This is a genomic window from Hymenobacter cavernae, from assembly GCF_014641455.1.
Lineage (GTDB): Bacteria > Bacteroidota > Bacteroidia > Cytophagales > Hymenobacteraceae > Hymenobacter > Hymenobacter cavernae.
Map to the genome: position 1 here is coordinate 457,104 of NZ_BMHT01000001.1, position 24,663 is coordinate 481,766.

Genomic DNA, 24,663 nt, shown 5'->3' on the forward strand with positions numbered 1-24,663 from the left:
CCTAGGCCCAGACACTTACCGCCTAAGAAGACTAGCTCGATGGGACTAAAGCGTTGGGCTTTAACAGGTCGTATTATTAGCAAGTATACAGTATAGTAAGTACATAGGTGTTAAAATCACATTAATAGTAGATAATTATTGCTAATAATAACCTTGGCTAAGCAGCGTACGTTGCTTCAAAGTACTCCAAACGGCAAGAGCACATCCAAAAGAACAGTCCCCAAAATACCTCCTAGCGAAGAGGCATCTTGGGGACTGTTCTTTGCGATAAGCTTATCGCTGCGGAGCTGTTTCCAGGCAGCTGTTAGTTGTAACCGCTACCCTTCTTGGCTTTCACGTCGGCCACGAACTCTTTCACGCGCTGCTCTTCGGTGCGCTTGCAGATGAGCAGCACGTTGTCGTACTCGGCCACGATGTAGCCATCCAGCCCTTGCACCACTACCAGGCGCTCCGACGGCGTTTTGATCACGCACTCGCAGGTGTCGTAGAGAATCACGTCACCGTCGACCACATTGTTGCACTCGTCGGGGCGGCCGATGCGGTGCAGCGAATCCCAGGTACCTAGGTCGCTCCAGCCGAAGTCGGCGGGCAGTACGTACACGTTGTCAGCCTTTTCCATGATGCCGTAGTCGATGCTGATGTTGCGGCAACGTGTGTAAGCCTGCGTGATGAACTCTTCCTCCTGCGGCGTGCCGAGTTGCGACAGGCCATCATCGAATACTTCGGCAATGTCGCTCAGGTAATTGTGGAAGGCCTGCACAATCACGTCGGCGCGCCACACAAACAGGCCCGAGTTCCAGAGGAAGTCGCCGCTTTCCATGAACATCTTCGCCAGTTCCAGATTCGGCTTTTCCGTGAAGGTTTTCACTTTCTTCAGGCCGCCGGGCATCTCGGCTTTGTTGTCTTCCTGATCCAGGTACTGAATGTAGCCGTAGCCAGTATCGGGGCGGGCGGGCTTGATGCCGAGCGTGATCAGCACTTCGTGGCTGCGGGCGGCATCCACGGCTTTGCTGATGTTGGTGCGGAACTCTTCCTCCCGCATCACGGCATGGTCGGCGGGCGTCACCACGATAACGGCTTTCGGGTCGCGCTGCGCGATGCGGTAGCTGGCATAGGCAATGCACGGCGCCGTGTTGCGCCCGATCGGCTCGCCCAGGATCTGATCCAGCGGCAGCTCCGGTAAGTGCTGGTGTACCAGCTCCGTATAGTCGCGGTTGGTCACGACAAACACGTTTTCCGGCGGACAAATGCCCTTGAAGCGGTCGACAGTGAGTTGCAGCATCGAGCGCCCCACGCCCATTACGTCGTGAAACTGCTTGGGGTGATTGGTGCGGCTGAAAGGCCAGAAGCGGCTTCCAATGCCGCCCGCCATTACCACGAGATAGGTGTTCTGTTCCATAGTCAAAAAAGTCAGCAACTAAGAGTCATGCAAAGCCCTTGAGGCTTAAAGAAAGCAAATATGCTATATTTCCCATTCATAATGCAGCTTATACGATATTATCTTATTGTGTTAAGACAATAGCGAGTTGCACCAGCGGCGAAGATAAGGCAGCTTTTTCTCTCTCAAGTCTATACCAATCCTTCGCGCAGCAAATCGTGCAGGTGGATGAACCCGCTGAAGCTACCCTGCTCCGTCACGATAAGCTGCGTGATATTGCGCTGTTGCATACGCGTGAGGGCTTCCACGGCAAAATCATCCAGGTCCACCGTGACGGGTCTTGGGGTCATAATGTCGCGGGCGCGAACATCATCGAGGCGAGCAAAATTAGTGAGCATCCGTCGCAGGTCACCGTCGGTGATGATGCCCAGCAACGTATCGTCGTCGGGGTCAAGCACCGCTGTTGCCCCCAGGCGCTTACCCGAGATTTCGAGGATGATTTCTTTGAGCGGTGCCTCCAGCGTCACCTTAGGTTTCTCATTCTGGCGGCTTAGGTCGCCCACTTTCAAGTAGAGCTTCTTGCCGAGCGTGCCGCCGGGGTGCAGGCGCGCAAAGTCGGCGCTGCTAAACTGGCGGGCTTCCAGCAGGCACACCGCCAATGCGTCGCCCAAAGCTAGGGCCGCCGTCGTGCTGGTTGTCGGGGCCAGGTTGTGCGGACAGGCTTCGCGCTCCACGGGTGCGTGCAGCACGTAGTCGGCCTGAGTAGCCAGGTAGGAGCTGGCATTGCACACCAGCGCCGCCAGCAGCACACCTTTGCGGCGAAGCAGCGGCACCAGTACTTTTATTTCGGGCGTGTCGCCGCTCTTGCTGATGGCCACCACAAAGTCTTCCGGCTGAATCATACCTAGGTCGCCGTGGATGGCGTCAGCGGCGTGCATAAACAGCGCGGGTGTGCCGGTAGAGTTCAGCGTTGCCACTATTTTGGCTGCAATGTGCGCACTCTTCCCAACGCCCGTTACGACCACACGCCCTCTTAAAGAGAGAATTGTCTCTACACATTGTGCAAAATCTTGGGTTTCCGAAATGGCAGCGGCTACACCTTGAATTGCTTCAGCTTCTTGCAGAAGCACTTTTTTTGCAACGGAGTTGATATCGTTCTGCGGTTTCAATCTAAATTTGGTATTGAGTAGCGGATAAAAGGAGCTTGAATGGAGGTCTAGGTTTCAAAGCAAGCCCAAGTCTTTTTACTCGCTGCCCAGTATTCACTACCGTAAAATTCCTAGATTGAGAGTTCAACCAACATTGGTTGCGACTCTCTTCTACAACCCCAATTGAGTAAGCGAGGATGTCTATGCCAGCCGTAAAAAACGCCGTGATTCCGACGGCCGATCTGAAAGGCAAGTTAAAGGAAGTTTTTGGGTACGGCCAGTTCCGGGGTACCCAGGAAGCCGTGATTCAGAACGTTATTGAAGGCAACAACACCTTCGTTATCATGCCAACCGGCGCGGGCAAGTCGCTGTGCTACCAGCTGCCGGCGCTTGTGCTACCCGGCACGGCCATCGTGATTTCGCCGCTGATTGCCCTGATGAAAAACCAGGTTGACCAGCTCAACGCCTTTGGGGTAAACGCGCAGTTTCTGAACTCGACGCTGTCGAAATCGGAGATAAACAAAGTGAAAAAAGACGTGATTAGCGGCGAGATAAAGCTGCTCTACGTCGCGCCCGAATCCTTGACCAAAGACGAAACCATCGACTTTCTCCAAAAAGCCACGGTTTCGTTCGTTGCTATCGACGAAGCGCACTGCATTTCGGAGTGGGGCCACGATTTCCGCCCCGAGTACCGCAAGATCCGCGGTATCATTGATAACATCGGGCCCAGCGTGCCCATTATTGCCCTCACCGCCACCGCCACGCCCAAAGTGCAGCTGGACATCCAGAAAAACCTGCAAATGGACGATGCTTCGGTCTTTAAAACCTCCTTCAATCGCACCAACCTCTACTACGAAGTTCGCCCCAAGCACAACACCAAGAAGCAGCTGATTCAGTACGTGAAGCAGCACAAAGGCAAGGCGGGCATTGTGTACTGCCTGAGCCGCAAGAAGGTAGAAGAAATTGCGGAGCTGCTGCGTGTCAATGATGTGAAGGCCCTCCCCTACCACGCCGGCCTCGATCCACATGTGCGCATGGCCAACCAGGATGCGTTCCTGAACGAGGAAGCCGACGTAATTGTGGCGACCATCGCTTTCGGCATGGGTATCGACAAGCCCGACGTGCGCTTCGTGGTGCACTACGATACGCCCAAGAGCATCGAGGGCTACTACCAGGAAACTGGCCGCGGCGGGCGTGATGGACTAGAGGGCAACTGCCTGATGTTCTACAGCTACGACGATATTGTGAAGCTGGAGAAGTTCAACAAGGACAAGCCCGTAACCGAGCGCGACAACGGCAAGCTGCTGTTGCAGGAAATGGCCAACTACGCCGATTCGGCCGTGTGTCGCCGCAAGCAGCTGCTGCATTACTTCGGCGAAATCTTCGAGAAAGACTGCGGCTTCTGCGACAACTGCCGCCACCCGAAAGAGCGGTTTGAGGGCAAGGATGAGGTATTGCTAGCTTTGAAAGCGGTGGTGCAAACCGAAGAGCGCTTCGGCCTCGACCACATCGGTACGGTGCTAATGGGCATGAACAACGCCCACGTCGAAAGCTACGGACATAACAGCCTACCCGTTTATGGCCAGGGTAAAGAGCACGACGCGCAGTTCTGGCATTCGCTTTTGCGCCAAGCGTTGCTCAATGGCTTCCTGGAGAAAGATATTGAGAACTTTGGCGTGGTGAAGATCACCCAAAAAGGGCTAGATTTTATTGAAGCGCCGCACTCCATCAAGCTCACCAAAGACCACAACTTCGACGAAGAAGTGCAGCAGGAGCAGGAGCAGGAAGAAGTGCAGCAAGCCGCCGGCCACGACGAAACGCTGTTCGACATGCTGAAAGCGCTGCGCAAGAAGATTGCCCAGCAGAAAAGCCTGCCTCCGTATGTCTTGTTCCAGGACCCGTCGCTGAAGGAAATGGCCACCACCTTCCCCACGAAGATGGACGACCTGTCGCACATCGGGGGCGTGGGTCAGGGCAAAGCGCAGAAGTTCGGTGCGCCGTTTCTCGCTCTGATTCAGAAATACGTGGAGGAAAACGACATTGTGACGGCTGCCGACGTGGTGGTAAAATCTGCCGTTAATAAGTCGAAGATCAAGATTTACATCATTCAGCAGATCGACAAGAAGATGGACTTGGAGGAAATTGCTTCTTCCAAGGGCATCGACATGCGCGAGCTGATCGAGGAAATTGAGCACATCTGCTACTCCGGCACCAAGCTCAACCTCGATTACTACATCGACGGCGTGCTGGACGAGGAGCGGCAGGAGGAACTTTACGACTACTTCATGCAAGCCTCTACCGACAGCATTGCAGTGGCCCTGAAAGAGCTAGGCTCCGACGATTACACGGAGGAAGATATCCGCCTGATGCGCATCAAGTTTCTGAGCGAAGTGGCTAATTAAAGCCCATAAGCGCTAAAACGAGGAAGGCTAGGTGACAATCACCTAGCCTTCCTCGTTTTATTGTTCTGCTAGTCCAGGCGGCGCTTTATGAAATTAGGGCGGCGTGTGGTTTTCAAGTTGATACGGTGAATGTACTCGCCCAGAATTCCGATACCTAGCAGTATCAGGCCAACCCCAAACCCGATGGAAATAATAAGCGACGGGAAGCCTAGCAGGAAGTCATCATAAACCAGTTTACGAATCAGCACATAAGCTGAGTACGAGGTGGTTAGCAAAAACACCAGAATCGACATGAGCGAGAGCAGCCGAATGGGCAGGTTGGAGAACGTAGCAAAGATGTTGATCGAGTAAGCGACCAGTTTGCCAACCGTGTAAGCGCTTTGTCCGGCAGCTCGTTTCTGGTGCGTAACAGGCGTGCTGGCAACGTGCATCGTTATCCAGGTAAGATAGCCGTCCAGAAACGTGTAGGAATTGCGCATGTCCAGACAATAGTGCGCAATTTCCATTTTGATCAGCCGAAAGGCCGAATAATCAGGGTGCAAATCCGGGATACCAACTCGCAGCAACAGCCGCATCATCCGGGAGGTGACATTGCGAAACAGGGAATGCTGCAATTCTCCTAGCTTTCCGTAAACGATATCAAAATCGCCTTCCTGCTGGCGCCGGATTAAGTGCTCAACGTCGGCGGGTCGGTGCTGTAAGTCTTCGTCCATCGTGATAATGAAGCGGCCTTGCGCCTCCTCAAAGCCGCAGAGCAGGGCATTGTGCTGCCCAAAATTGCGCGACAGATGAATTGCTTTAATAAGCCCAGAACCTAGCTCTGCTTGCAGTGCTTTGATGACTTCCCACGAATGATCAGGCCCACAATCGTAAACAAAGATGATTTCGAATGTGCGATTAGTAGCCGTGAAAAACTGATGGATTTGCTCGCACAGCGGACGCAACGTGTCTTGTCCGTGGTAAACCGGAATTACTACTGAATACTCAGGCATACTGCTTTGCGTGTTTGCTGCCAAACTAAACCGGAGAGGTTCAGCAGCTTCGTCTGGCTTTTCCTCTTACTATACCCAAGCTAGAGCCAGAGATGATACAAATATTCTTCGTGTTCTAATCGAAAGCCTTCTCGTTCGTAGAGCCGCCGGGCCGGATTGCCAGCCTGCGTCACGACCTGCAAGCTAGCTTGGTTGCGCGCCCTAGCCCGACACCGGGCAGCTTCGATGAGCAGGCTACCGAGCCCGCGGCCGCGGCATCCTTTGTCGACCGCTATAATGGCTATTTCAGTCCGCTCCTCCGTGTTGCGCAGGATCAGCACGCCGGTCGCTGGCAGATCATCGTGAGCTTGGTAAACCAGCACTTCGTGCGTCAGATCCTGTGTAAAGGCTTGACGCAGCCACTCCGCATAAAGCCGGTCGGCAACATCCGCTTCAAAGCCAGGATCAACACGAAAGCGCGAGTATTCACTGGCCTGGATAGCCAGTGCCTGCAAGTGGTCCGTGGCTGCCGTGGCCGGATAAATACGATCAGGCAAGTGCGTTGCGCCAGCCGCTACTGATTGCACCAGCCGGATTTTGTGGTCAGCCAAAAAAGCACCCACTGCCTGCGCACTGGCTATTGACTCGGAGTCATGAGGGCTAACGGACCAATATAACAGCCGGTAGCCAGTTGCTTGGGCAAGCTTGAGCTGCTGCTGGAATTGCCTCACTGATAGCAGATCAGCACTCAGGCGTCCTACTTGAAAGCTCAGGAATTTACTGTCCCAGGCGAGATGCTGGACAGTGGCGGCTCTACTCATAATGTGCAAGCTAAAGCTACCAACGAAAAAAGCTCGCCTTGAGAGCGAGCTTTTTCTTTTGGAACACAGGCAGGAAACTACCCCAAATTGGAATATGCCTAGCAGTACTCCTCGAACGCACCTTGCAAATTATCGACAATGCGCATCATGTCATTGCCTTCGATGTGGTAGCGCTCGATCATGTGCACCAGCTCGCCATCTTTGAATAGCGCAATGCTGGGCGACGAAGGCGGATACGGCAGCAGGTGCTCCCGCACCTTGGCAACAGCCTCGGTTTCCATGCCGGCGAACACCGTTACCAGCTTGGCAGGCTTCTTATCGGAGCTGGCCAAAGCTAGCTTGATAGCCGGACGGGCTTTGCCGGCCGCGCAGCCGCACACCGAGTTCACGGCTACCAGCACGGTGCCATTTTGCTCGTTCAGCACGCTGTCTACTTCTTGGGGGGTCATGAGTTGCTCGAAACCGGCTTCTACCAAATCTTGCCGGATGGGCGCTACCATATATTCAGGATAGGTGGCCATAAGAGATGCAAACTTTAAAGTGAGGAAAGTGCAGTACACAAAGATACGGCATTCACTTTACTAAACCGGCGACCTAGGTATTCGGTTCCAGCAGTATTCAACGGATAAAATATTATAAAACGAGTACTATTTTTCAGAAATCTCTCGTATATCTTTATGCCTGAACCTTACCTTATCAAAGAGAGTAGCAAGCTCAACAACGGCTACTTTCTTTATTCTTTGACTTTTTCATGCCACCCTCCGCCAACACGAAGCTGCTGAGCTTGCTTTTCTGGGCTAGCACGCAGCTGGCAGCTGAGGCACAGCCCACTGCTGCTGCTTCGCTAAATGGCTTTCGCCCCACCATTTCTCACCAGCTTCCGTCTGCACCTGCCTCCGCCGAACCTAGCCTGCGCACCGACCACAACTCGCGAATAGCCGGCGACTTACAACGGCTCTACGCCAGCTGGAGCGCCACCTCGAGGGCTCGCACGGCTACGCCACAGCTTCGTGCCACGTATCCGCAACTCCTACTGAATACTGACGCGTCGTCCGTGCTGGTGCGCATTACTGGGAAAGACATTAAAAGCCTGCTGCCAGCCTTGCAGGCGCACGGCTTTAAAGAGCAATCCTCGTGGCCCGCGCTGCACTTCACCGAAGGCTTCCTACCGATTGCCGAGCTAGGTCGGGGCCAAAACGGTGTAGCCACGCTGGCGGAGCAGGGCTTATTGGGCGTGCGCGCCTCCTACCGGCCTTTCACCAATGCCGGCCGCGTCACCAGCGAAGCCGACCTGGTGCTACAAACGGAGCGCGTGCGGGCAACCCAGCCAGGCCACTACAATGGTCAGGGCGTCCGCATCGGGGTGATGAGCGACTCGTTTAATGCGCTGGGCGGTGCCGCCGTCGATGTAGCTTCCGGCGACCTGCCGGCCAGCGTGCAGTTGTTGCAGGACCTAACCTCCAGCACGCCCGGCGTCACCGACGAAGGCCGGGCCATGTGCCAGCTGATTTACGACCTAGCCCCCGGCGCGCAGCAAGTATTCAGCAGCGTCTTTCTAGGCGAAGGCAATTTTGCAGCTCAGATTCACCGATTGGCTAATCCGGGCCTAGGCAACTGCAAGGTCCTTACCGATGACATCCGCTACTACGAAGAGCCTTTTTTTCAGGATGGTGTGGTAGCGCAGGCTATCGATGAAGTAGTCACCGAGCGCGGCGTGGCCTACTTCTCATCGGCCGGCAACTACGGCAGCCAGAGCTACGAAAACGCCGCACCTAGCTTTGTAGCTATTGGTAACCAGGGCAGTGTCCAGCTCAACTTCAGCACGACCGGCACCGATCTAACGCAGGAGTTTTCCATTCCGCAGGGCGGCAACGTGCTACTGGCCTTGCAGTGGTCCGATCCATTCTACACCGTGGCCGGGGTGAAAACCGATCTGGATGCGTACCTCATCTCCTCCCGCGGCGACACGGTAGCCCTGGCCAACGACAACAACATCGGGCTGCAAACGCCCTCCGAGTTTCTGGCTTTCACCAACGATACAGCCCGCACGCATACCACTACCTTCTCGCTCACCATCGTCCGCTTTCGGGGCACGGCCAACCCCACCCGGCTGAAATACATCAATGCCGGCACCGGCACAGCCACCGAGTGGCTCACCAATAGCGGCACCGTCATCGGGCACGCCGCCGCCGCGCAGGCGCAGGCCGTTGCTGCGGTTGGCTACTATAATCAGCGCACCATTCAGCCGTATTCCTCGCAAGGCTCGCCTACTATTTTGTTTGCCCCGAATGGCACACCGCTTAGTGCGCCCGAAGTCCGCGCCAAGCCCAATCTCACCGCCGTCGATGGCGTGAACAACACCTTTTTCGGCTCACCTGGCAACGACTTGGAGGGTGACGGATTTCCGAACTTCTTCGGCACTTCGGCGGCGGCGCCCCACGCGGCGGCGGCGGCGGCTTTGCTGCGCCAGGCCGAACCCGACCTCACCGGCACGCAAGTATATGAGCGCTTCGCCCGCACTGCCCGCGACCTAGGTCCGCCTGGTTTTGACGCCAGCTCGGGGGCGGGCTTGCTCGATGCGTATGCGGCGCTTTACGGCACGACCGTCAGCACGCCCGTCCCCACGATTCAGAATTTTGAAGGCGGCGCGCTGAATCAATACTGGACCACCAACAACGATCTGGCTGGTCGCGTGCAGATCCGCATGGATGAAGGGCCAGCCATGGGCCGAGCGCACCTTGTGCTGAGCGCCGCCACAGACCGGTATTTCGACCAGCAATTTTCCAGCCCCAGCGAAGCCATTTTCTACACCGACGCCAGCGGTGTTACCGGCGACGTGCTGCTGATTTTCCGAGAAAAGGAATTTAACAACGAAACCGATGACGTGCTGCCCCTGGAGTTCACCGGCTCCCGCAACGGTGACGGTGTGGCCCTGAGCGTGGATGGTGGCACTACCTGGTACCGCCTCGCCGACCTGACCGGCCCCAATTCTACCACCGCCTACCGCAGCTTCGCCATCAACCTTAGCCAGTTTGCCCGTGCCCGTGGCCTGACCCTAGGTTCCGACGTGCGCCTGAAGTTTCAGCAATATGGCAGCGGCCGCCCGGAGGCCACCGTCGCTGCGCAGCAAGGCGGCATTGCCTTCGACGACCTGGCCCTATCGGTGGTGCTGGGTCTGGCTTCTAATACCGATGCGGCTGGGCTACAGGCTTGGCCGACTCCGGTCAGTCGTGGCACTTCGCTCAATCTGGCTTTGCCGGCGCAGGACGGTAGCGCCACGCTGACGCTGGTAGATGCGCTGGGGCGCACGGTGTGGCGACGGGAGGTGCCTTCGTCTGGCAAGGTGCTACCGCATACAGCATCGGCGCCCCTGACACCGGGCTTGTATACGCTTATCTATCAACCTGCTAGCGGCAACGGCGCCGCCCGACGTATTCTGGTTGAATAATACGCGGTTTAACTTTGATCTTTCGGCTAATAGGGGCTGGGTATTTCGGTACTCAGCCCCGTTCTTTTATATTTCGGAATCCATTTTGCTTCTATTGGTTGGCTATGAAAACATTTTTATCTTCTAAAGTACAATTTGTTCTTCCTGCGCTCCTACTAGGTAGCTTCGCCGTGCAGGCGCAGGTAGACACCGTACGTGCCAGCACCCTGCCGCCAGCCCAACTGGCGGAAAAGTACTACAACAGCGGTGTGGCCAAGTATAATAGCAAGAGCTACCAGGCTGCTCTCCAGGATTTTGACAAAGCCTTGGCCGCTAAGCCCGACTTCGTGAAGGCGTATTACAACCGCGCCACCACACGCTACGAGTTGAAAAGCTACGTGCCGGCCGTGCAGGACTACGATCAGGCCATCCGCCTCGAGCCGGCCAGCCACACGGCCTACTTCGGCCGGGGTCAGGCACGCGAGGCCCTAGGTCAGCGCGACGAAGCCGAGCAGGACTACACCAAAGCCGCCGAAGTGCGGGCCGATTACGCGCCAGCCTGGTACTACCGCGGCGCTCTTCGCTTCGAAAAAGCTGACTACAAAGCCGCTCAAGCCGACTTCGATCAGGCGATAAAAGCGGATGCTAACTACGCCTACGCCTACCACGACCGCGCCAGCGCCGAGCGCCAGCAAGGCAATTTTCAGGCGGCCATTCAGGACTACACCAAAGCCCTGAACCTTCAGCCCGAGTTGCTGCCCGCTTTGCTGAACCGGGCCGCGACCCGCCGCCGCGCCGGCGACCTGAAAGGCGCCCTGGGTGATTATAACAGCTACATCAGCAAGAAATCAGACAACGCTACGGCTTACACCAACCGCGGCGGAACCCGCTATGAGTTAGCTGACTACCAAGGTGCCGCAGCCGATTTCACGAAGGCCATTGAGCTGAATGCCTCCTACGCTTTTGCGCTGAACAACCGCGCCGCCGCTTACCTCAAACTCAAGGAATACCAAAAAGCCGCAGACGACGCCACGAAAGCCCTAACGCTGAATCCGCAATATGCGGAGGCGCACCTGAACCGGGGCCACGCCCGCGAAATGCTCCGCGACGCCGACGGTGCCTGCCAGGATTGGCACAAAGCCGCCGACCTAGGTTTGGAAGTCGGCACCACCTACGCCGCCAACTCCGGCTGCGGGGGCGAATAGGCAAATTAGTGAGTTAGAACAACCTCTGCGGCCCTCAGCGCAACCTCCGCGAACCTCTGCGGGAAATAAATCGTCTGCCGGCCCAGCCCCATACCACCAGCATATGTATAAGCCTCTGCTATTTAGCTTCTTATTATTATCCTTTGCAGCTCGCGCCCAAAGTGTAGAATTCAGCAAAGACCGCTTCGGCAACGACAAAGACGGCCTGAAAGCTGCTTTGCGCGAGCTGAAAGAAGGCGACCAATGGTATAACAGCGACCCGGTCCGCTACGAGCAGGCGTTGCCGCACTACTTGGCGGCGCAGAAGTTTAACGCCGATAATGCCGAACTCAACCTTAAAATCGGCGATTCTTACCTGCACTCCGGGGCGAAGCCGCAGGCACTGCCGTACCTGCAAAAAGCCTACAAGCTGAACCCAGACGTGGACCCGCGCATTCACTATCTGCTCGGTCGGGGGTTGCATCTGAACGCGAAATGGGCCGAAGCCATTGCCGAGTACAAAGCCGCTCAATTAGCCACAACCGGCAAAAATCCGCCGGTTTCGCTTATTGATATTCGCAAGAAAATAACGGAGTGCGAGAACGGTCAGAAGCTAGCCGAGCACCCGAGCCGCGTGTTTATCGACAACGCCGGCCCCAGCATCAACTCGCCATATGCCGACTACAGCCCCGTTATTTCGGCTGATGAGTCGGTGATTTTGTTCACTTCGCGTCGCGACAACTCGACGGGCGAGCAGAAAGACCCGGAAACCGGCGGCTACTTTGAAGATGTGTTCGCCAGCACCCGCACTGGTGCCAAAGACAAGTGGAGCGCCGCCCACAACCTAGGTCAGCCCGTGAATACTGACGGCCATGACGCCACCGTGGGCCTCTCGCCCGACGGCCAGCGGATGCTGGTATATGTGGAGGATAACGGCGGCGACCTACAAGAAGCCAACCTGCGCGGCACGGAGTGGCGCAAGCCGCAAAAGCTGGGTTCGCGCATTAATACCAAATACCACGAATCGTCGGCGGCCTACACGCCCGATGGCCGCAGCCTGTTTTTTGTGAGCGACAAGGAAGGCGGCCAAGGCTCGCGCGACATCTATAAGATTGAGATAGAAGGCCGTGGCCCGGCCCAGAACCTAGGTCCGGTTATCAATACACCCTACGGCGAAGAAGGCGTTTTTCTGCACCCCGATGGCAAAACGATGTACTTCTCCTCGGAAGGTCACAACTCGATGGGCGGCTACGACATCTTCAAATCGATGTTTGAGAATGGTAAGTGGAGCACGCCCGAGAACCTAGGCTGGCCCATCAACACGCCCGACGACGACGTATTTTTCGTGATTTCGGCTTCGGGTCGGCACGGCTATTATTCTTCCGTGCGGGAAGATGGGCTAGGTTCCAAGGACATTTACCTTATCACCTTCCTGGGGCCGGAGAAGCCGCCGTTTTTGTCGCAGGAAGATCAGCTGCTGGCATCTCGGGCTCAGCCGGTTAAGGAAACTTCGCTGGCCCCACCTGTCCCGATTGCGACGGCGCAGGTTACCATCATGAAAGGCGTCGTGACGGATGAAGCGACCAAGCAGCCTCTGGAAGCTACGATTGATGTGATTGACAACACGCGCAACGAAGTCATTGCCTCGTTCCGGGCCAACGTGCAGTCGGGGCGCTACCTGGTGTCGTTGCCGTCGGGCGTGAACTACGGCATTGTTGTGCGGCAGGATGGCTATCTGTTTCACTCCGAGAACTTTGACCTGCCGGCTGGAGCAGCCTACTCGGAAGTAGTGAAAGATATTGCCCTGAAAAAGCTTGACGTGGGCGTGAAGGTGGTGCTCAACAACATCTTCTTCGACACCGGGAAGGCGACACTCCGGAAGGAAAGCACCAACGAACTGGAGCGTTTGCAAGCGTTGTTCACGGAGATGCCAACGCTGCGTCTGGAAATCTCGGGCCACACCGATAACGTGGGTAAAGCCGAGTACAACAAAGACCTGAGCCAGCGCCGTGCCAAGGCCGTGGTCGATTATCTGGTTGCTAAAGGCGTCGACAAAGCTAGATTAACCTCGGCTGGCTATGGCGATACGCAGCCCGTGTCGACCAACCTGACCAAAGCGGGTCGTCAGCTCAACCGCCGCACCGAGTTTAAAGTAACTGGTAAATAACCTTTTACGCTCGTGCTCAGTATGGTGCGCTATCTGCTGACTGTGTTGCTGCTGCTCGCTGGCCTGGGTTTCCGGGCGCAAGGGCAGCAGCACTACCTGAAGCAGTTTGGCGCCACCGAAGGGCTGCCGCAGCCGTTCATCTACGCACTCCTGCAAGACCGCACCGGCTACCTCTGGATTGGTACCGGCGAAGGCCTCGTGCGCTACGATGGCACCGAGTTCGTCACTTTTACCACGAAAGACGGGCTGGCCGAAGATTTCGTCACGAGCCTGCGGGAAGATCCGCGCACGGGCCAGCTATGGGTCGGGCATTACCAGGGCGGCGTTTCGCACTGGAACAGCCAGCAGTTTGAGCCGATACGCAACCCGCAGAAAGCTAGCGTTCTGAAGCCTATGCGCGGCTTGCCGGCTGTTGATAATCAGAAAATTACGGCTTACCTAGGTCAGTATCGGCCGGAACTGCCACCGGGCACCATCGTCAGCTGCCTGCTGCCCGACCGGGAAGGGAACATTTGGCTAGGTACGGCGGGGCAAGGCTTGTGGCACCACGCCGATCTGCATTTAACTTTTTACCCCAGCGCGCTGCCGCTAGCCACAGGAATTACGGCACTCGGCAGCGATAATAATCTTGCGCTAGCGGGTACCGACCAAGGTACGCTTCGGGTGCTAACGGCTAACGGCAATGTTGCACAGCCATTCGTCAACCTAAACCTAGGTTCGGTTCCGGCAGCCATTACGGCGTTCGTGGAGCAACCCGCCGCGGCCAAGCAGCCTAGCTTTTACTGGCTTGGCACAGCCGGGCGGGGAGTTTGGCGCGCTGCCGCTGACCAGCAAGCTCAAGTCGAGCAACGACTGCCCGCTGATTTGCAGGTAACGGCCTTGGCGCTGGAAGCTGATGGCACTCTCTGGGTGGGCACAGGCAGCGACGGAATCTACCGGCTGCCAAGTCAATCGAAGCAACCGACCCAGCACTTCACAACGGCTAACGGGCTGCTGCATAACAGTATAAAAGCTTTGCTCGCTGAAGCCAATGGTCAGCTTTGGATTGCTACGCACGGCACTGGTTTGGCCGTTTGGAAGAACGGTCAGTTCAAGTACCATCGTCTCGCGCCGGGCGGTCTTGATGCCACGGCGTTGGCGACTGATACTGCTGGCCGCATCTGGATCGGGACGGAAGGCGACGGTTTGTTTTGCTACGAAAAAGGTCATTTTCAGCGGTATACCACTGCCAATGGTCTGCCTTCCGACTACTGCTACGCGCTGGCGCCGTTCCAATTGGCGCACTCCGTTAGTCGCAAGCGGAGAGCCACGCAATTGCTCATCGTTCACCGCAACAGCCTAACGGTTTTCGACCCAAGCTCGCGCCACTCTTGGTCTGTAGCCAGCCCCACCAACCCGTGGGTGCACGACTGTTTGCCACTCATTGCCAAAGACCCGCAGCACATCTGGCTTGGCACCCGCACCGGCTTGTTGCGCCTGAACCTAGGTCATAATTTCTGGACGTTGGAGCCGCACTTAGCGCCGGTGGCGCTTCTGCTGGCGGAAGTAGATGGGGCCACGCGCATCCCCAACCACCTAGGTCAGCTTGCGGCCGGGCTGCACCGGGTGGCATTTTTATTCCGGGGCGTGAGCTTGCGGCACGCCGGCACGCTGCATTATCAGTACCGCCTACGCGGACTCGCCGACGCATGGAGCCGGCCCAGCACCGTCGACGAAGCGCAATTTCCCGGGCTCGATGCCGGCGACTACACCTTTGAAGTGCGGGCGCGCAGCAGCGAAACCAGCTCGTGGTCGGCTCCTACGCCGGTGACGTTCTCTATTGCTACGCCGTTTTGGCGAATGCCTTGGTTTGTTGCTTCCGGAGTGGCCGCGCTGCTGCTCGGCGCTTATGGCCTGGTGCGAGCCCGCGAGGCAACCTTGCGCCGCCAAAAGCTACGGCTCGAAACAACGGTACGGAAGCGGACAGCCCAGTTGCGGCGCCAGAAAGAGCGCATCGAAACGATCAACGAAGAGCTGGTAGTAGCGCGCGACGCGGCGGAGGCGTCCAGGAAAGCCAAAGCGCAGTTCCTGGCCAACATGAGCCACGAGATTCGCACGCCCATGAACGCCGTCATCGGTCTGACGCACCTGCTCCGCAACACCGCCCCCACGACCGAGCAGAACGAATATCTCACTGCTATTCAGTCGTCGTCCCAGAACCTGTTGGTTATTATCAACGACATTCTCGACAGCTCCAAGATTGAAGCGGGCAAGCTTACGCTGGAAAACGCGCCCTTCAATTTGCCGGAGCTGCTGGGCCGCGTGGCGCGCATGTTCGAGTTTGCTACGGCCTCCAAAAACCTAGCTTTCCAGCTGCAAGTGGCCCCCGAGGTGCCCGCAGCCGTGTTCGGCGACTCGGTGCGGCTCAATCAGGTGCTGGTTAATCTGGTTGGTAATGCCGTCAAGTTCACCACGCACGGCGGCGTTGCCCTTACCGTTATAGCACAACCAGCCGCCACGCCCGACAGCGTGCTGGTGCATTTTGCCGTCACCGATACGGGCATCGGTATTGCCGCCGACAAGCTGGAGGCCATTTTCGAAGACTTTTCCCAGGCCAACACCAGCACCACCCGGCAGTTTGGCGGCACGGGCCTAGGGCTGAGCATCGCCCGCAACATCGTGCAGCTGCACGGCGGCCGGCTCTGGGTGGAAAGCACCGAAGGGCTAGGTTCCGTGTTTCACTTTGCAATTCCCTACGCTGTTGCCGACGCCGCCCAGGTTCGCCCGGAAGGTGCCGTCAATCTGCGGCCGTTTGAGCCGGCCTTGCGGGTGTTGGTGGCCGAGGATAATACACTGAATCAGCTGGTTGCCCGCAAAACTCTGGAAGCCTGGAACGTGCAGGTCACGATTGCAGAGAATGGCCGCCTGGCCGTGCAGACAGCACAATTGGCCCCGTTCGATGTGGTGCTCATGGACGTGCAAATGCCCGAGATGGACGGCTACGAAGCCAGCCGCCAGCTGCGCACGCATTTTCCCGATGCGCAAGCGCTGCCCATCATCGGCCTCACCGCTTCCGCGCTGCCTGAAGACCGCGCTCTGGCCCTCGAGGCCGGCATGAACGATACCCTGGCAAAGCCATTCGATCCGGCACTGCTCTACGCCCGGCTGGCTTACTTTACCGGTCGCACGTACGAACCCGATTCCCTTGCACCAGAGCCCGCTTCTCTTCAAACGCCCACCAACCTAGGTCTGCCTTCCGAGCTGACCTTGGACTGGACGTTGCTGGAAGAGCTGGCGGGCGGCAGCCCCAATTTCATCGCGCAGCTTATCAGCACCATTCTGCAACAGGCGCCTTCACTGCTCGACGAGCTTACCGCCGCTGCCGCTCATTCCGACTGGGATACGCTGGCGCGCTCGGCGCATAAACTAAAGGGTCAGGTAGCGTATTTTGGCGCCTCTGCTATGCAGGCTCAACTGGAAATGCTGGAGCAGCAAGCCCGTCAGGCTGAGCCCAAAATAGATTTTCAGGAGGTGGTTGCGGGCCTTACGATGCAGTGGGCCGGGATTCATCCTCAGCTCGAAACCCGCCTGACCGAGCAAGTTTGGCATCATAATTCCGAGTAGCCTTCGCTCATCTATCAATTTTATCTTAAAACTATATGCCCACTACCGCTACCCCATCCCTGAGCTGCCTGGTCGTTGATGACGATCCGCTTTCCATCAAAATTGTTAACCACTGCATCGCCAACACCACTTTTCTACAGGCTGCCGGTAGTTGCGACAGCGCCGTGAAAGCGGCGGAAGTGTTGCGGCATCAAGCCGTCGATTTACTATTCCTCGATGTAGAGATGCCGCTGATGTCGGGTTTGGACTTGCTCAAAACCTTGCATAATCCGCCGCTCGTTGTGCTTATCACCAGCAGCAAGGAATACGCGGTAGAGGCCTTCGAGTATGATGTGGTCGACTACTTGGTGAAGCCCATCAGCTACGCCCGTTTCCTGAAAGCGGCGCAGAAAGCCCTGGAAGTAGCCGGGCAGCGCACCGAAGCCGAAGCCCCGGCTCACGCGCCCGACGCTGATTATACCTTCGTTAAAGTGGATACGAAGCTTGTTAAGGTCGCTTTCAACGAAGTACGCTACGTAGAAGCGCTTGGCGACTATGTACATATTGTATTAGGGCAGAGCAAGTTAATCGTATACAGCACTATGAAGGCCGTAGAGGAGAAGTTTCCGGCTTCGCTGTTTGTACGCGCGCATCGCTCGTTTATTGTTAATATTCGCGCTGTACAATCCATTGAAGACAACATGATTGTGATTGAGAACAAGCACATTCCCATCGGCCAGACGTACATGCGCGACGTTCTGCAACGTCTCAATAAGTTTTAGGAACCTAGCTTTTCCGTGCATTCCCAAACGCTGCTTGTCCGCTTTCGACTGTTGCTGCTTGTTTGCTGCCTGCTATTGGCTGTGGGCGCGCACTCCCAACAAGCCGGTGATACCGTGAGTGTTGCCTGTCCGTTGCCGCATGTGGTCGACTTGTGCGTTGAGCTGGATGCCTCGCGCTCCGTCGATCCGCTCAGCGGTCCTCTCACCTACCGCTGGAACATGGGCGACGGCACCACGCTTACCGGGCCTGTCGTGTCGCACTGCTATAAGGAGCGCAAGCGCTACACCGTGCAGCTCGATGTAGTCGACGATAAAACGGGCGAAGTGCGGCCCGCCGAAAAGATGCTGCCAGTTGACTTCACCCAGGAAACCGTGCTCAACTTCTCGGCCCCCGATACCGTGCGCGTCGGCCAGGTCATCACCTGCGACGCCGTCGATTCGCAGCTGCCGCTCTGTCAGAACTTGCTGGTAATCTGGGATTTCCGCGACGGCTACGTAACCAATGGGCGCCGGGTGCAGCACGCCTTCCGGCGGCCGGGCCAGTACGCCATTCGCATGAGCTTGCGCGGCAACGGCCCCGATCCGTGCCCGGAAAGTCATTGCGTTAGCCGGCCGGTAGTGGTCATCCAGCCCTAGGCTAACCTAGGTTGCTGCAAAAGCTAGGTTGCCGATTTCGAGGTCACGCCGAACGACATGAGAGCCAGCAACCTAGCTTTCAAACTTCTACCGATACGCCATCAGTTCTGAGGCTGCTAGCTCTTTCGCATTCACACGCAGAATCTCCAGGGTAAGCGCCCACAATTCTTCGTAGGGAATGATTTCAATTTCGGCAAATGCTTCACCGGGCGGTGGCGTTTCGCGCAGGCGATTGAGCAACGCTTGCCCTTTCTTCTCGCAGGCCTGCACGTCAAAGTTCTCTTTGATGGTGAGCATCAGCAGACGCAGGAAAAGTTGACTGCGCAGTGTTTCGGCCTCGCGCAGGTGGCGCTGCTGGTATTTGCGCAGTCCTTCCATACGCGTGAGCAAGCCCTCCGCATCGTGGCTGCGCAGGTAATACAGAAACTGTAGAATCAGAATGGCGACATTGTGCCCGCGTTTGTCGCGGCTGTAATCCGGCACCGTCAGCACAAACTGCGAGAAGTGCAGCTTGCGCAGCGGTGACTGCTCCGGCTGCACGAAGTGCAGGTACGTCTCAAACAGCTCCCAACGCTGTTGCGCGGCCACACGCTGCTTGCGGTAGTAGGGGTTTTGCCGGGCTAGCTTTAGTAGCTCCTGCGCACGCGTGTAGTTTTTGGCATGAATGGCGAGTAATAGGTAATGTTCCAGAAAATAAAACCAGTTGCCGGACGACGGATGAAACTCCTTGAAGTATTCTTCCGCCAGCTTCAAACCCTCCTGCGCCTGCCGGCTACGCAGGTGCGCGTAGACGGTCATAAAGTGATTGAAACGCTTGTCAAAGCGCTTCTTGTTGATCTTGCCTTTGCTGGCTAGGCGCGCCGTGTCCATCGTCAGGCGGATAATTCCTTCATAATTGCCAATCATGCCCTCGTACATCAACTGCGTTGTATAGAGGTAATGAAAGGTTGCATAGCTTTTGGCTTGCTTATGGAGCGCTTGCAGCCGCTGAAGGTACTCCGGCAGCTTGTTCAGCAGGCTGCGAGTTGCTCGCACGGTTTGTACCTGCGTCATCTTAGTTGCCCAGTACAAGTCGCTGGCCTCCTCTTCTAAAGCAAGAAGCTTCTGGTAATGATTAAGCTGCGTAAGCGCGGTTTTGTAGCGGGCAGGCTGGCGCTGTTGCGCGTACAGGTTGCGTAGCAGCCGGGCTGCAATTACACAGTACTGAGTAAACTCCCCGTCAGTGGCAAGCCGCAGACACTTGCGCAGGAGCCGCTCGGCCATTTTGTACTCGCCTTCTCCCTGCAGCACACTCACTTGGTGTACCAGCTCAGCGCATTGCAATTCATACTGACGTGATACTAGGTGGCGAGGATCAGTCTGATCCAGGAAATACAGATGATGTAGCAGTTTTTGCTGTACCCTAGACTTTAGCTTACGCAACGCTGCTTGATTAGCGCTGCTTACCGAGCCATACAACACTTTGGTTAGCTGTAGCTGCGTGCTATCAGGTGCCTTTTCTAAGGCTCTCACCAACTCCACTTCCTTATTAGAAGCATTCTTATTTCCAAAGTCTAGCAGAGGTGTCGCTTTCAGGCGACGATCAGTCACAATACGAGCTAAGTTGGCTAGTTCATCCATATCAAGAAAGGCTTTTCAGCAGCTTGAGAACGTGTATTCATCAACTAAGTGTGTGCTGAGTCTATGTCACAAAAAATCAAATTTGTTCCTTTTTATTGACTTTCTAGTACCACTACTTTGTATCGTGATTAATTATACAGTGTTATAAATGATAATGTCACAATTATAGATAAAAATCATACTATTATGGATTCAGAAATCATTCTGGCTCACTTAAACAAGGATTTATAAATCTTAGAATCGTAATAAAGTTTAATAAAATGTTTGCATTATACAAGTCATAGTATAGAACAAACCTTCCTTTACACGGGCAGAGTTATAGGCCAAATTTGTGTCATTCAAACGCTTGAGACACACACAACCCTTATAACATAAAAACATCATGTTCGAGCTCATCGCCCTCGCCCTTTTCCAATTTGCTACCCTCACCGGCAACCCCGCCTCCGATGTATTCCCTGCTGCTCAGCAATCTTCAGTTGAGACAGGCGGTGGCGCCAGCGGCTGGGGCGACGGCCACATCAGCAGCGACACGGGTGGTGGTGCCAGCGGCTGGGGCGATGGCCACTTGGTTGATCAAACTGGTGGTGGCGCCAGCGGCTGGGGCGACGGCCACTTGACAGGCGGCGGTGCTAGCGGCTGGGGCGACGGCCACTAGGCCAAATGCTAGCTTAGTCTATCTAAATATTGCCTAACTTGCCTGGCAGCCGCCATTTCGCGTGGCTGCCAGGCAATGACGCGAATACTATCTGCTGGACTCACTCTGTTGGCTATCGTTGGGCTGACAACCTGTTCGAGCCCACGAACTCCTTCTGCTACCGTACGCATCCGCTGGGCACAGGACCCAGGAAACCTAGACCCTTTAGCGCCTTCTAATCCGTATGCAACTGAAAGCCTTAACTTGCTGCATACGTACTTACTGGCATCCGACAACATCACTGGCACACCAGCTCCGTGGCTTGCCGAAGCCATCCCTACCATTCAGCGCACTGATTCTCTCACGCTGATAACGTACCGGCTGCGCAAGAAAGCTAGGTGGGATAATGGAGAACCTGTATCAGCTCATGATGTGGCCTTCACCCTGAAGGTCATGAATTGCCCGGGCTTACCTAACGAGGCTGTAAGAGCACGCTTCGACTTTATTGAAGACGTCCTATTCGATAAAAATGATAATCGGCACTTTACACTTGTATGCCGCGGTCGGGCACCCGAGTTTTTGAAAGCATCCGGTGACTACCCTATTTTACCCGAATATGCGTTAGACCCTCAAAGAACGTTGCGTTCTTTCTCGCTGCGCACCCTGCAAAAAAACGACAATACGTTTGCCGCTAATCCGGTGATTACGGCCTTTGTTCGTCGCTATTTGGCAGCCGACTTGCCGCACCATCCGGAACGGCTGCCGGGCTGCGGTCCTTACCAGCTGCAAAAATGGCACAGTGGACAACAGCTCACGTTTAAGCGCAAACGGAGTTGGTGGGCCGATCAGTTGCGACCGGTGCCAGCACACCTACTGGCACGTCCGACTACTATTGAGTATCAGGTAATTCCGGATGTCGGCACCTCGCTCTTAGCCTTGCGGCGGGGCGAGATTGATATTTATCCCTTAGTACCCGCCAAAGATTTCTACCGCCTGAGCCGCTCTGAAGCGGCGCGGCGCTTGCAATTCCATACGTTCGACTCGTATGAAATGGTGACCCTAGGTTTCAATACGCGTCATCCGTTGCTACAGGATAAGCTGACGCGGCGGGCACTAAGTCATCTGGTAGACATACCTGGGTTGATAAAAGCCACTCAACAAGGCGTTGCTCAACGGACAGTAGGTTTAATAAGTCCTCACAATAGGGCTGCTTATAACGACAGTCTGCCGCTGCTTTCCTATGATCTGACAGCTGCTACCCTGCTTTTGCAAAAAGCAGGTTGGCTGCGCCAAGCCGATGGCCGCTGGTTGCGGCGCATGGTTAGTGGGCAAACGCAGCCGCTCTCTTTAACGGTAAGTTACCGCGCTGGTGATCCGCTTTATGAGCAGGTTGCTGCTCAGTTTCAGACGGCTGCTACCTTGTTGGGCGTACCTGTGCGCCTGCGCCCAACAGAAGCCTCGGTGCTCACAGGAAAGCTGAAAAGTGGTGAGTTCGAGCTTTATATCCGGACCTTAATGGGCAATCCGTTTATATTCAACTTTGCACCCATTTTACACTCGGCAAGTGTCGGCACCAGCAACTATACTGGTTTCGGAACGCCAACCAGTGATAAGCTTATCGAGGCCATAGCCTTGGAAGAAAACCCAAAGCGCAAAATCCGGCTTCTACGAAAGTTTCAGATACTGTTACAACAGGAAAGCCCATTGGTGCCGCTTTTTTTTCTTCCGTATCGATTAATTGCGTCCAATCAGATTGCCAACTTGCAGCCTTCCGGTCTCAACCCCGGATACGAAGTAAAAACTATTATAACCCAATCGGCTAATTAGAGCCTAGGCTAGCAATGCTGCGCTTTCTGCTTATTCGTCTGCTGCGGCTGATTCCAACTGCCTGGGGTATTGTTTCCGTTGTTTTTATTTTGAGCCGTACGTTGCCCACGGATCAACTGCTCGCCCAAGTCTTGGGTGAGCAGTTGGATGTTGGTAGCCGAACGATTACACCTGCCGAGCGCCAGGCTGCTGAGCAAGCGGTGCGCCACCGCCTAGGTCTCGATGAGCCTATTTTTTATTTCTCTATTCAGCGTGCTTCGACCAGCGTTGGCCCTCAGTGGCACTGGAACGGTTTGCAGAATCAATATCACCGATGGTGGCGAGATTTGCTGCGCGGCGAGCTAGGTCGTTCTTACCGTGATAACAGCCCTGTCGCTCAGGTACTCGCCGAGGCACTCCGCTGCACGTTGCCACTTACGCTGCTGGCCGCCGCTCTTGCTGTTGGCCTTTCGCTGTGGCTAGCCTTGTGGATGACGCAACACCCACGCGGGCGTACTTTTTTGCTCACGGCTTTGTACAGCCTTGATACGTTGCCCCTGTTTGTTGTGGCACTGGTGCTACTTTATTCGCTAGCCAACCCAGATGCGCTGGCCCTCTTTCCAGCATACGGATTTGGAAGCTACGAACTGGCAGATTCCTGGCCCGAAGCAGTTGGCATTTATCTTTACCACTTAGTTTTACCTATATTAAGCTTGGTACTCATTACCCTGCCAGGCTTAATTGCGCAGCTTGATGCATCTCTTCAGCAGGAGCTACAAACTGCTTACGTTATAACCGCCAAAGCGAAAGGCCTGGCTTTTTGGCAGGTAGTACGGCACCACGCCCTACGTAATGCCTTGTTGCCGGTGGTCACGTTGTTCACAGATTTGCTGCCGGCGCTGGTTGCCGGAGCAGTCATTGTAGAAGTAATCTTTGCCTTGCCCGGCATGGGCCGGCTCCTGGCTGATGCCGCCGCGACCCGTGATTATCCGGTGTTGCAAGCTGGGGTTCTGCTTATTACGCTGGTTCGCCTGCTCTCCCACAGCATCGCCGATAGCCTGTACCTGCGGATCGATCCGCGCATCCGCTCCAGTTCATGAATACGCCGCTCCGCACTACCAATCGGCGCCGCTTGCTAGCGTCGGCGTGGCTGAGCTTTGTGCTCCTGCTTGCGCTATTGGCGGCGTGGCTGCCTCTCCCCTACGCTCCTGCCACCACAGACCTAGCTCACGTAGCCGAGCCTCCCTTACAAACCGCCGCGGCATATCCGCACCACTGGCTTGGCACCGACCCCTTTGGGCGCGACTTATTAGCTAACCTGATCTTTGGTGCGCGCACTGCCCTGCTGGTTAGTGTGCCCGCAGCGCTATTCTCAACCGGACTTGGATTGATGCTAGGTAGCTTCGCCGGTTTCTGGGGCGACACAAACCTTCGTGTAGCCCTAGGTTATTGGCTCGCATCGGGCAGCGCTCTGCTGGCGGCATTCTTGAGTTTTGCGGGTTTTTGGTCAACAACCGCCTTTCTGCTCCTCAGTGGCTTCACATTAGTGATAGTGCTAGCTACTCCGCGGCTCAGGTTACTGCGGCACTTGGCAGCATTTCCAGCCGATCGGCTCGTGATGAGTGCCGTTGCCTTGCTGGAATCTATACCTAGGCTGGTTCTGGTGCTCGTTATGGCGGCGGTGCAGGAAGCTTCCGTCTTTAACCTACTGCTTGTGCTAAGCTTTACGTATTGGACGGGCCCGGCACGCCTGATCCGGGCTGATCTTCAGCGGGTTAAGCATTTGCCCTACATAGAAGCCGCCCGCGCCGCTGGTTTGTCTGACTTCTCTGTACTACTGCGTCATGCGCTGCCCAATGCTAGTCGGGGCGTACGCACGGCTTTCCCACTAAGTATTGCCGCGCTTATCGGCCTGGAAACCACACTTTCCTTCCTTGGCATTGGTCTGCCAGCCGAAACGGCTAGTTGGGGCCGCCTCATGGCTACCGTTCGGCTGGAGCCTGCGGCGTGGTGGCTGATTGCAGAACCGGGGCTGCTGTTGCTAGGCACGATGCTAGCCCTTCGTCAATTAGCCGGCACTCGCCCTACTACTGTTTAAATAACGA

The 24,663-nt window shown here is 55.9% G+C and carries 17 protein-coding genes; 11 read left to right on the forward strand and 6 right to left on the reverse strand.

The annotated features are described in order from the left end of the window. Positions 1–304: 304 nt before the first annotated feature. Positions 305–1,399 (reverse strand): mannose-1-phosphate guanylyltransferase, encoded by a 1,095-nt coding sequence (locus IEX74_RS01870; protein ID WP_188810372.1) that lies wholly within the window; start codon positions 1,397–1,399, stop codon positions 305–307. A gap of 170 nt (positions 1,400–1,569) precedes the next feature. Continuing rightward, positions 1,570–2,547 carry a KpsF/GutQ family sugar-phosphate isomerase gene (locus IEX74_RS01875; RefSeq protein WP_188810374.1) on the reverse strand — a complete coding sequence of 326 codons (978 nt, stop codon included), beginning with the start codon at positions 2,545–2,547 and terminating at the stop codon, positions 1,570–1,572. Positions 2,548–2,729: 182 nt separating this feature from the next. Between IEX74_RS01875 and recQ the strand changes: the two genes are divergently transcribed. Next, positions 2,730–4,928, forward strand: a complete 2,199-nt coding sequence (recQ, locus tag IEX74_RS01880) for a DNA helicase RecQ (RefSeq protein WP_188810376.1) — start codon at positions 2,730–2,732, stop codon at positions 4,926–4,928. Positions 4,929–4,996: 68 nt separating this feature from the next. On the opposite strand, the gene IEX74_RS01885 is transcribed toward recQ, so the two are convergent. From IEX74_RS01885 to IEX74_RS01895, 3 genes are all read right to left on the reverse strand, one after another. After that, positions 4,997–5,920 carry a glycosyltransferase family 2 protein gene (locus IEX74_RS01885; protein ID WP_188810378.1) on the reverse strand — a complete coding sequence of 308 codons (924 nt, stop codon included), beginning with the start codon at positions 5,918–5,920 and terminating at the stop codon, positions 4,997–4,999. A gap of 80 nt (positions 5,921–6,000) precedes the next feature. Further along, entirely contained in the window at positions 6,001–6,510 is a 510-nt protein-coding gene (locus IEX74_RS01890; RefSeq protein ID WP_188810380.1) for a GNAT family N-acetyltransferase, read from the reverse strand. A 308-nt stretch (positions 6,511–6,818) separates the two neighbouring features. Continuing rightward, a complete protein-coding gene (locus tag IEX74_RS01895; RefSeq protein WP_188810382.1) occupies positions 6,819–7,241 on the reverse strand; it encodes a BrxA/BrxB family bacilliredoxin in 423 nt (140 codons plus the stop codon). Positions 7,242–7,471: 230 nt separating this feature from the next. On the opposite strand from IEX74_RS01895, the gene IEX74_RS01900 reads away from it, so the two are divergent. From IEX74_RS01900 to IEX74_RS01925, 6 genes are all read left to right on the forward strand, one after another. Then, the gene (locus IEX74_RS01900) at positions 7,472–10,168 is read left to right on the forward strand and encodes a S8 family peptidase (RefSeq protein ID WP_188810384.1); all 2,697 of its coding nucleotides are present in this window, start codon (positions 7,472–7,474) and stop codon (positions 10,166–10,168) included. Between the two features lie 104 nt (positions 10,169–10,272). Then, complete coding sequence (locus IEX74_RS01905) at positions 10,273–11,352, forward strand: tetratricopeptide repeat protein (protein ID WP_188810386.1); 1,080 nt, start codon at positions 10,273–10,275, stop codon at positions 11,350–11,352. A gap of 103 nt (positions 11,353–11,455) precedes the next feature. Beyond that, entirely contained in the window at positions 11,456–13,498 is a 2,043-nt protein-coding gene (locus tag IEX74_RS01910; RefSeq protein ID WP_188810388.1) for an OmpA family protein, read from the forward strand. Between the two features lie 21 nt (positions 13,499–13,519). Continuing rightward, positions 13,520–17,101: a hybrid sensor histidine kinase/response regulator gene (locus IEX74_RS01915; RefSeq protein ID WP_229755113.1), complete on the forward strand. Its 3,582-nt coding sequence runs from the start codon at positions 13,520–13,522 to the stop codon at positions 17,099–17,101. A gap of 35 nt (positions 17,102–17,136) precedes the next feature. After that, positions 17,137–17,862, forward strand: a complete 726-nt coding sequence (locus IEX74_RS01920) for a LytR/AlgR family response regulator transcription factor (protein ID WP_188810391.1) — start codon at positions 17,137–17,139, stop codon at positions 17,860–17,862. A 15-nt stretch (positions 17,863–17,877) separates the two neighbouring features. After that, positions 17,878–18,498 carry a PKD domain-containing protein gene (locus IEX74_RS01925; RefSeq protein WP_188810393.1) on the forward strand — a complete coding sequence of 207 codons (621 nt, stop codon included), beginning with the start codon at positions 17,878–17,880 and terminating at the stop codon, positions 18,496–18,498. 87 nt (positions 18,499–18,585) lie between these two features. On the opposite strand, the gene IEX74_RS01930 is transcribed toward IEX74_RS01925, so the two are convergent. Next, a complete protein-coding gene (locus IEX74_RS01930; protein ID WP_188810395.1) occupies positions 18,586–19,788 on the reverse strand; it encodes a hypothetical protein in 1,203 nt (400 codons plus the stop codon). Between the two features lie 712 nt (positions 19,789–20,500). Here IEX74_RS01930 and IEX74_RS01935 point away from each other — a divergent pair. The 4 genes from IEX74_RS01935 to IEX74_RS01950 all read left to right on the forward strand — a co-directional run bounded on the left by IEX74_RS01935 (position 20,501) and on the right by IEX74_RS01950 (position 24,656). Beyond that, the gene (locus tag IEX74_RS01935) at positions 20,501–20,773 is read left to right on the forward strand and encodes a hypothetical protein (RefSeq protein ID WP_188810397.1); all 273 of its coding nucleotides are present in this window, start codon (positions 20,501–20,503) and stop codon (positions 20,771–20,773) included. A 243-nt stretch (positions 20,774–21,016) separates the two neighbouring features. Beyond that, positions 21,017–22,579, forward strand: coding sequence for an ABC transporter substrate-binding protein (locus tag IEX74_RS01940; RefSeq protein WP_188810399.1), 1,563 nt, complete (start codon positions 21,017–21,019; stop codon positions 22,577–22,579). 14 nt (positions 22,580–22,593) lie between these two features. After that, positions 22,594–23,658, forward strand: a complete 1,065-nt coding sequence (locus tag IEX74_RS01945; protein ID WP_188810401.1) for an ABC transporter permease — start codon at positions 22,594–22,596, stop codon at positions 23,656–23,658. Then, positions 23,655–24,656 (forward strand): ABC transporter permease, encoded by a 1,002-nt coding sequence (locus tag IEX74_RS01950; RefSeq protein ID WP_188810403.1) that lies wholly within the window; start codon positions 23,655–23,657, stop codon positions 24,654–24,656. Before IEX74_RS01945 ends, IEX74_RS01950 begins: the two co-directional genes overlap by 4 nt. The last annotated feature ends 7 nt before the right edge of the window (positions 24,657–24,663 follow it).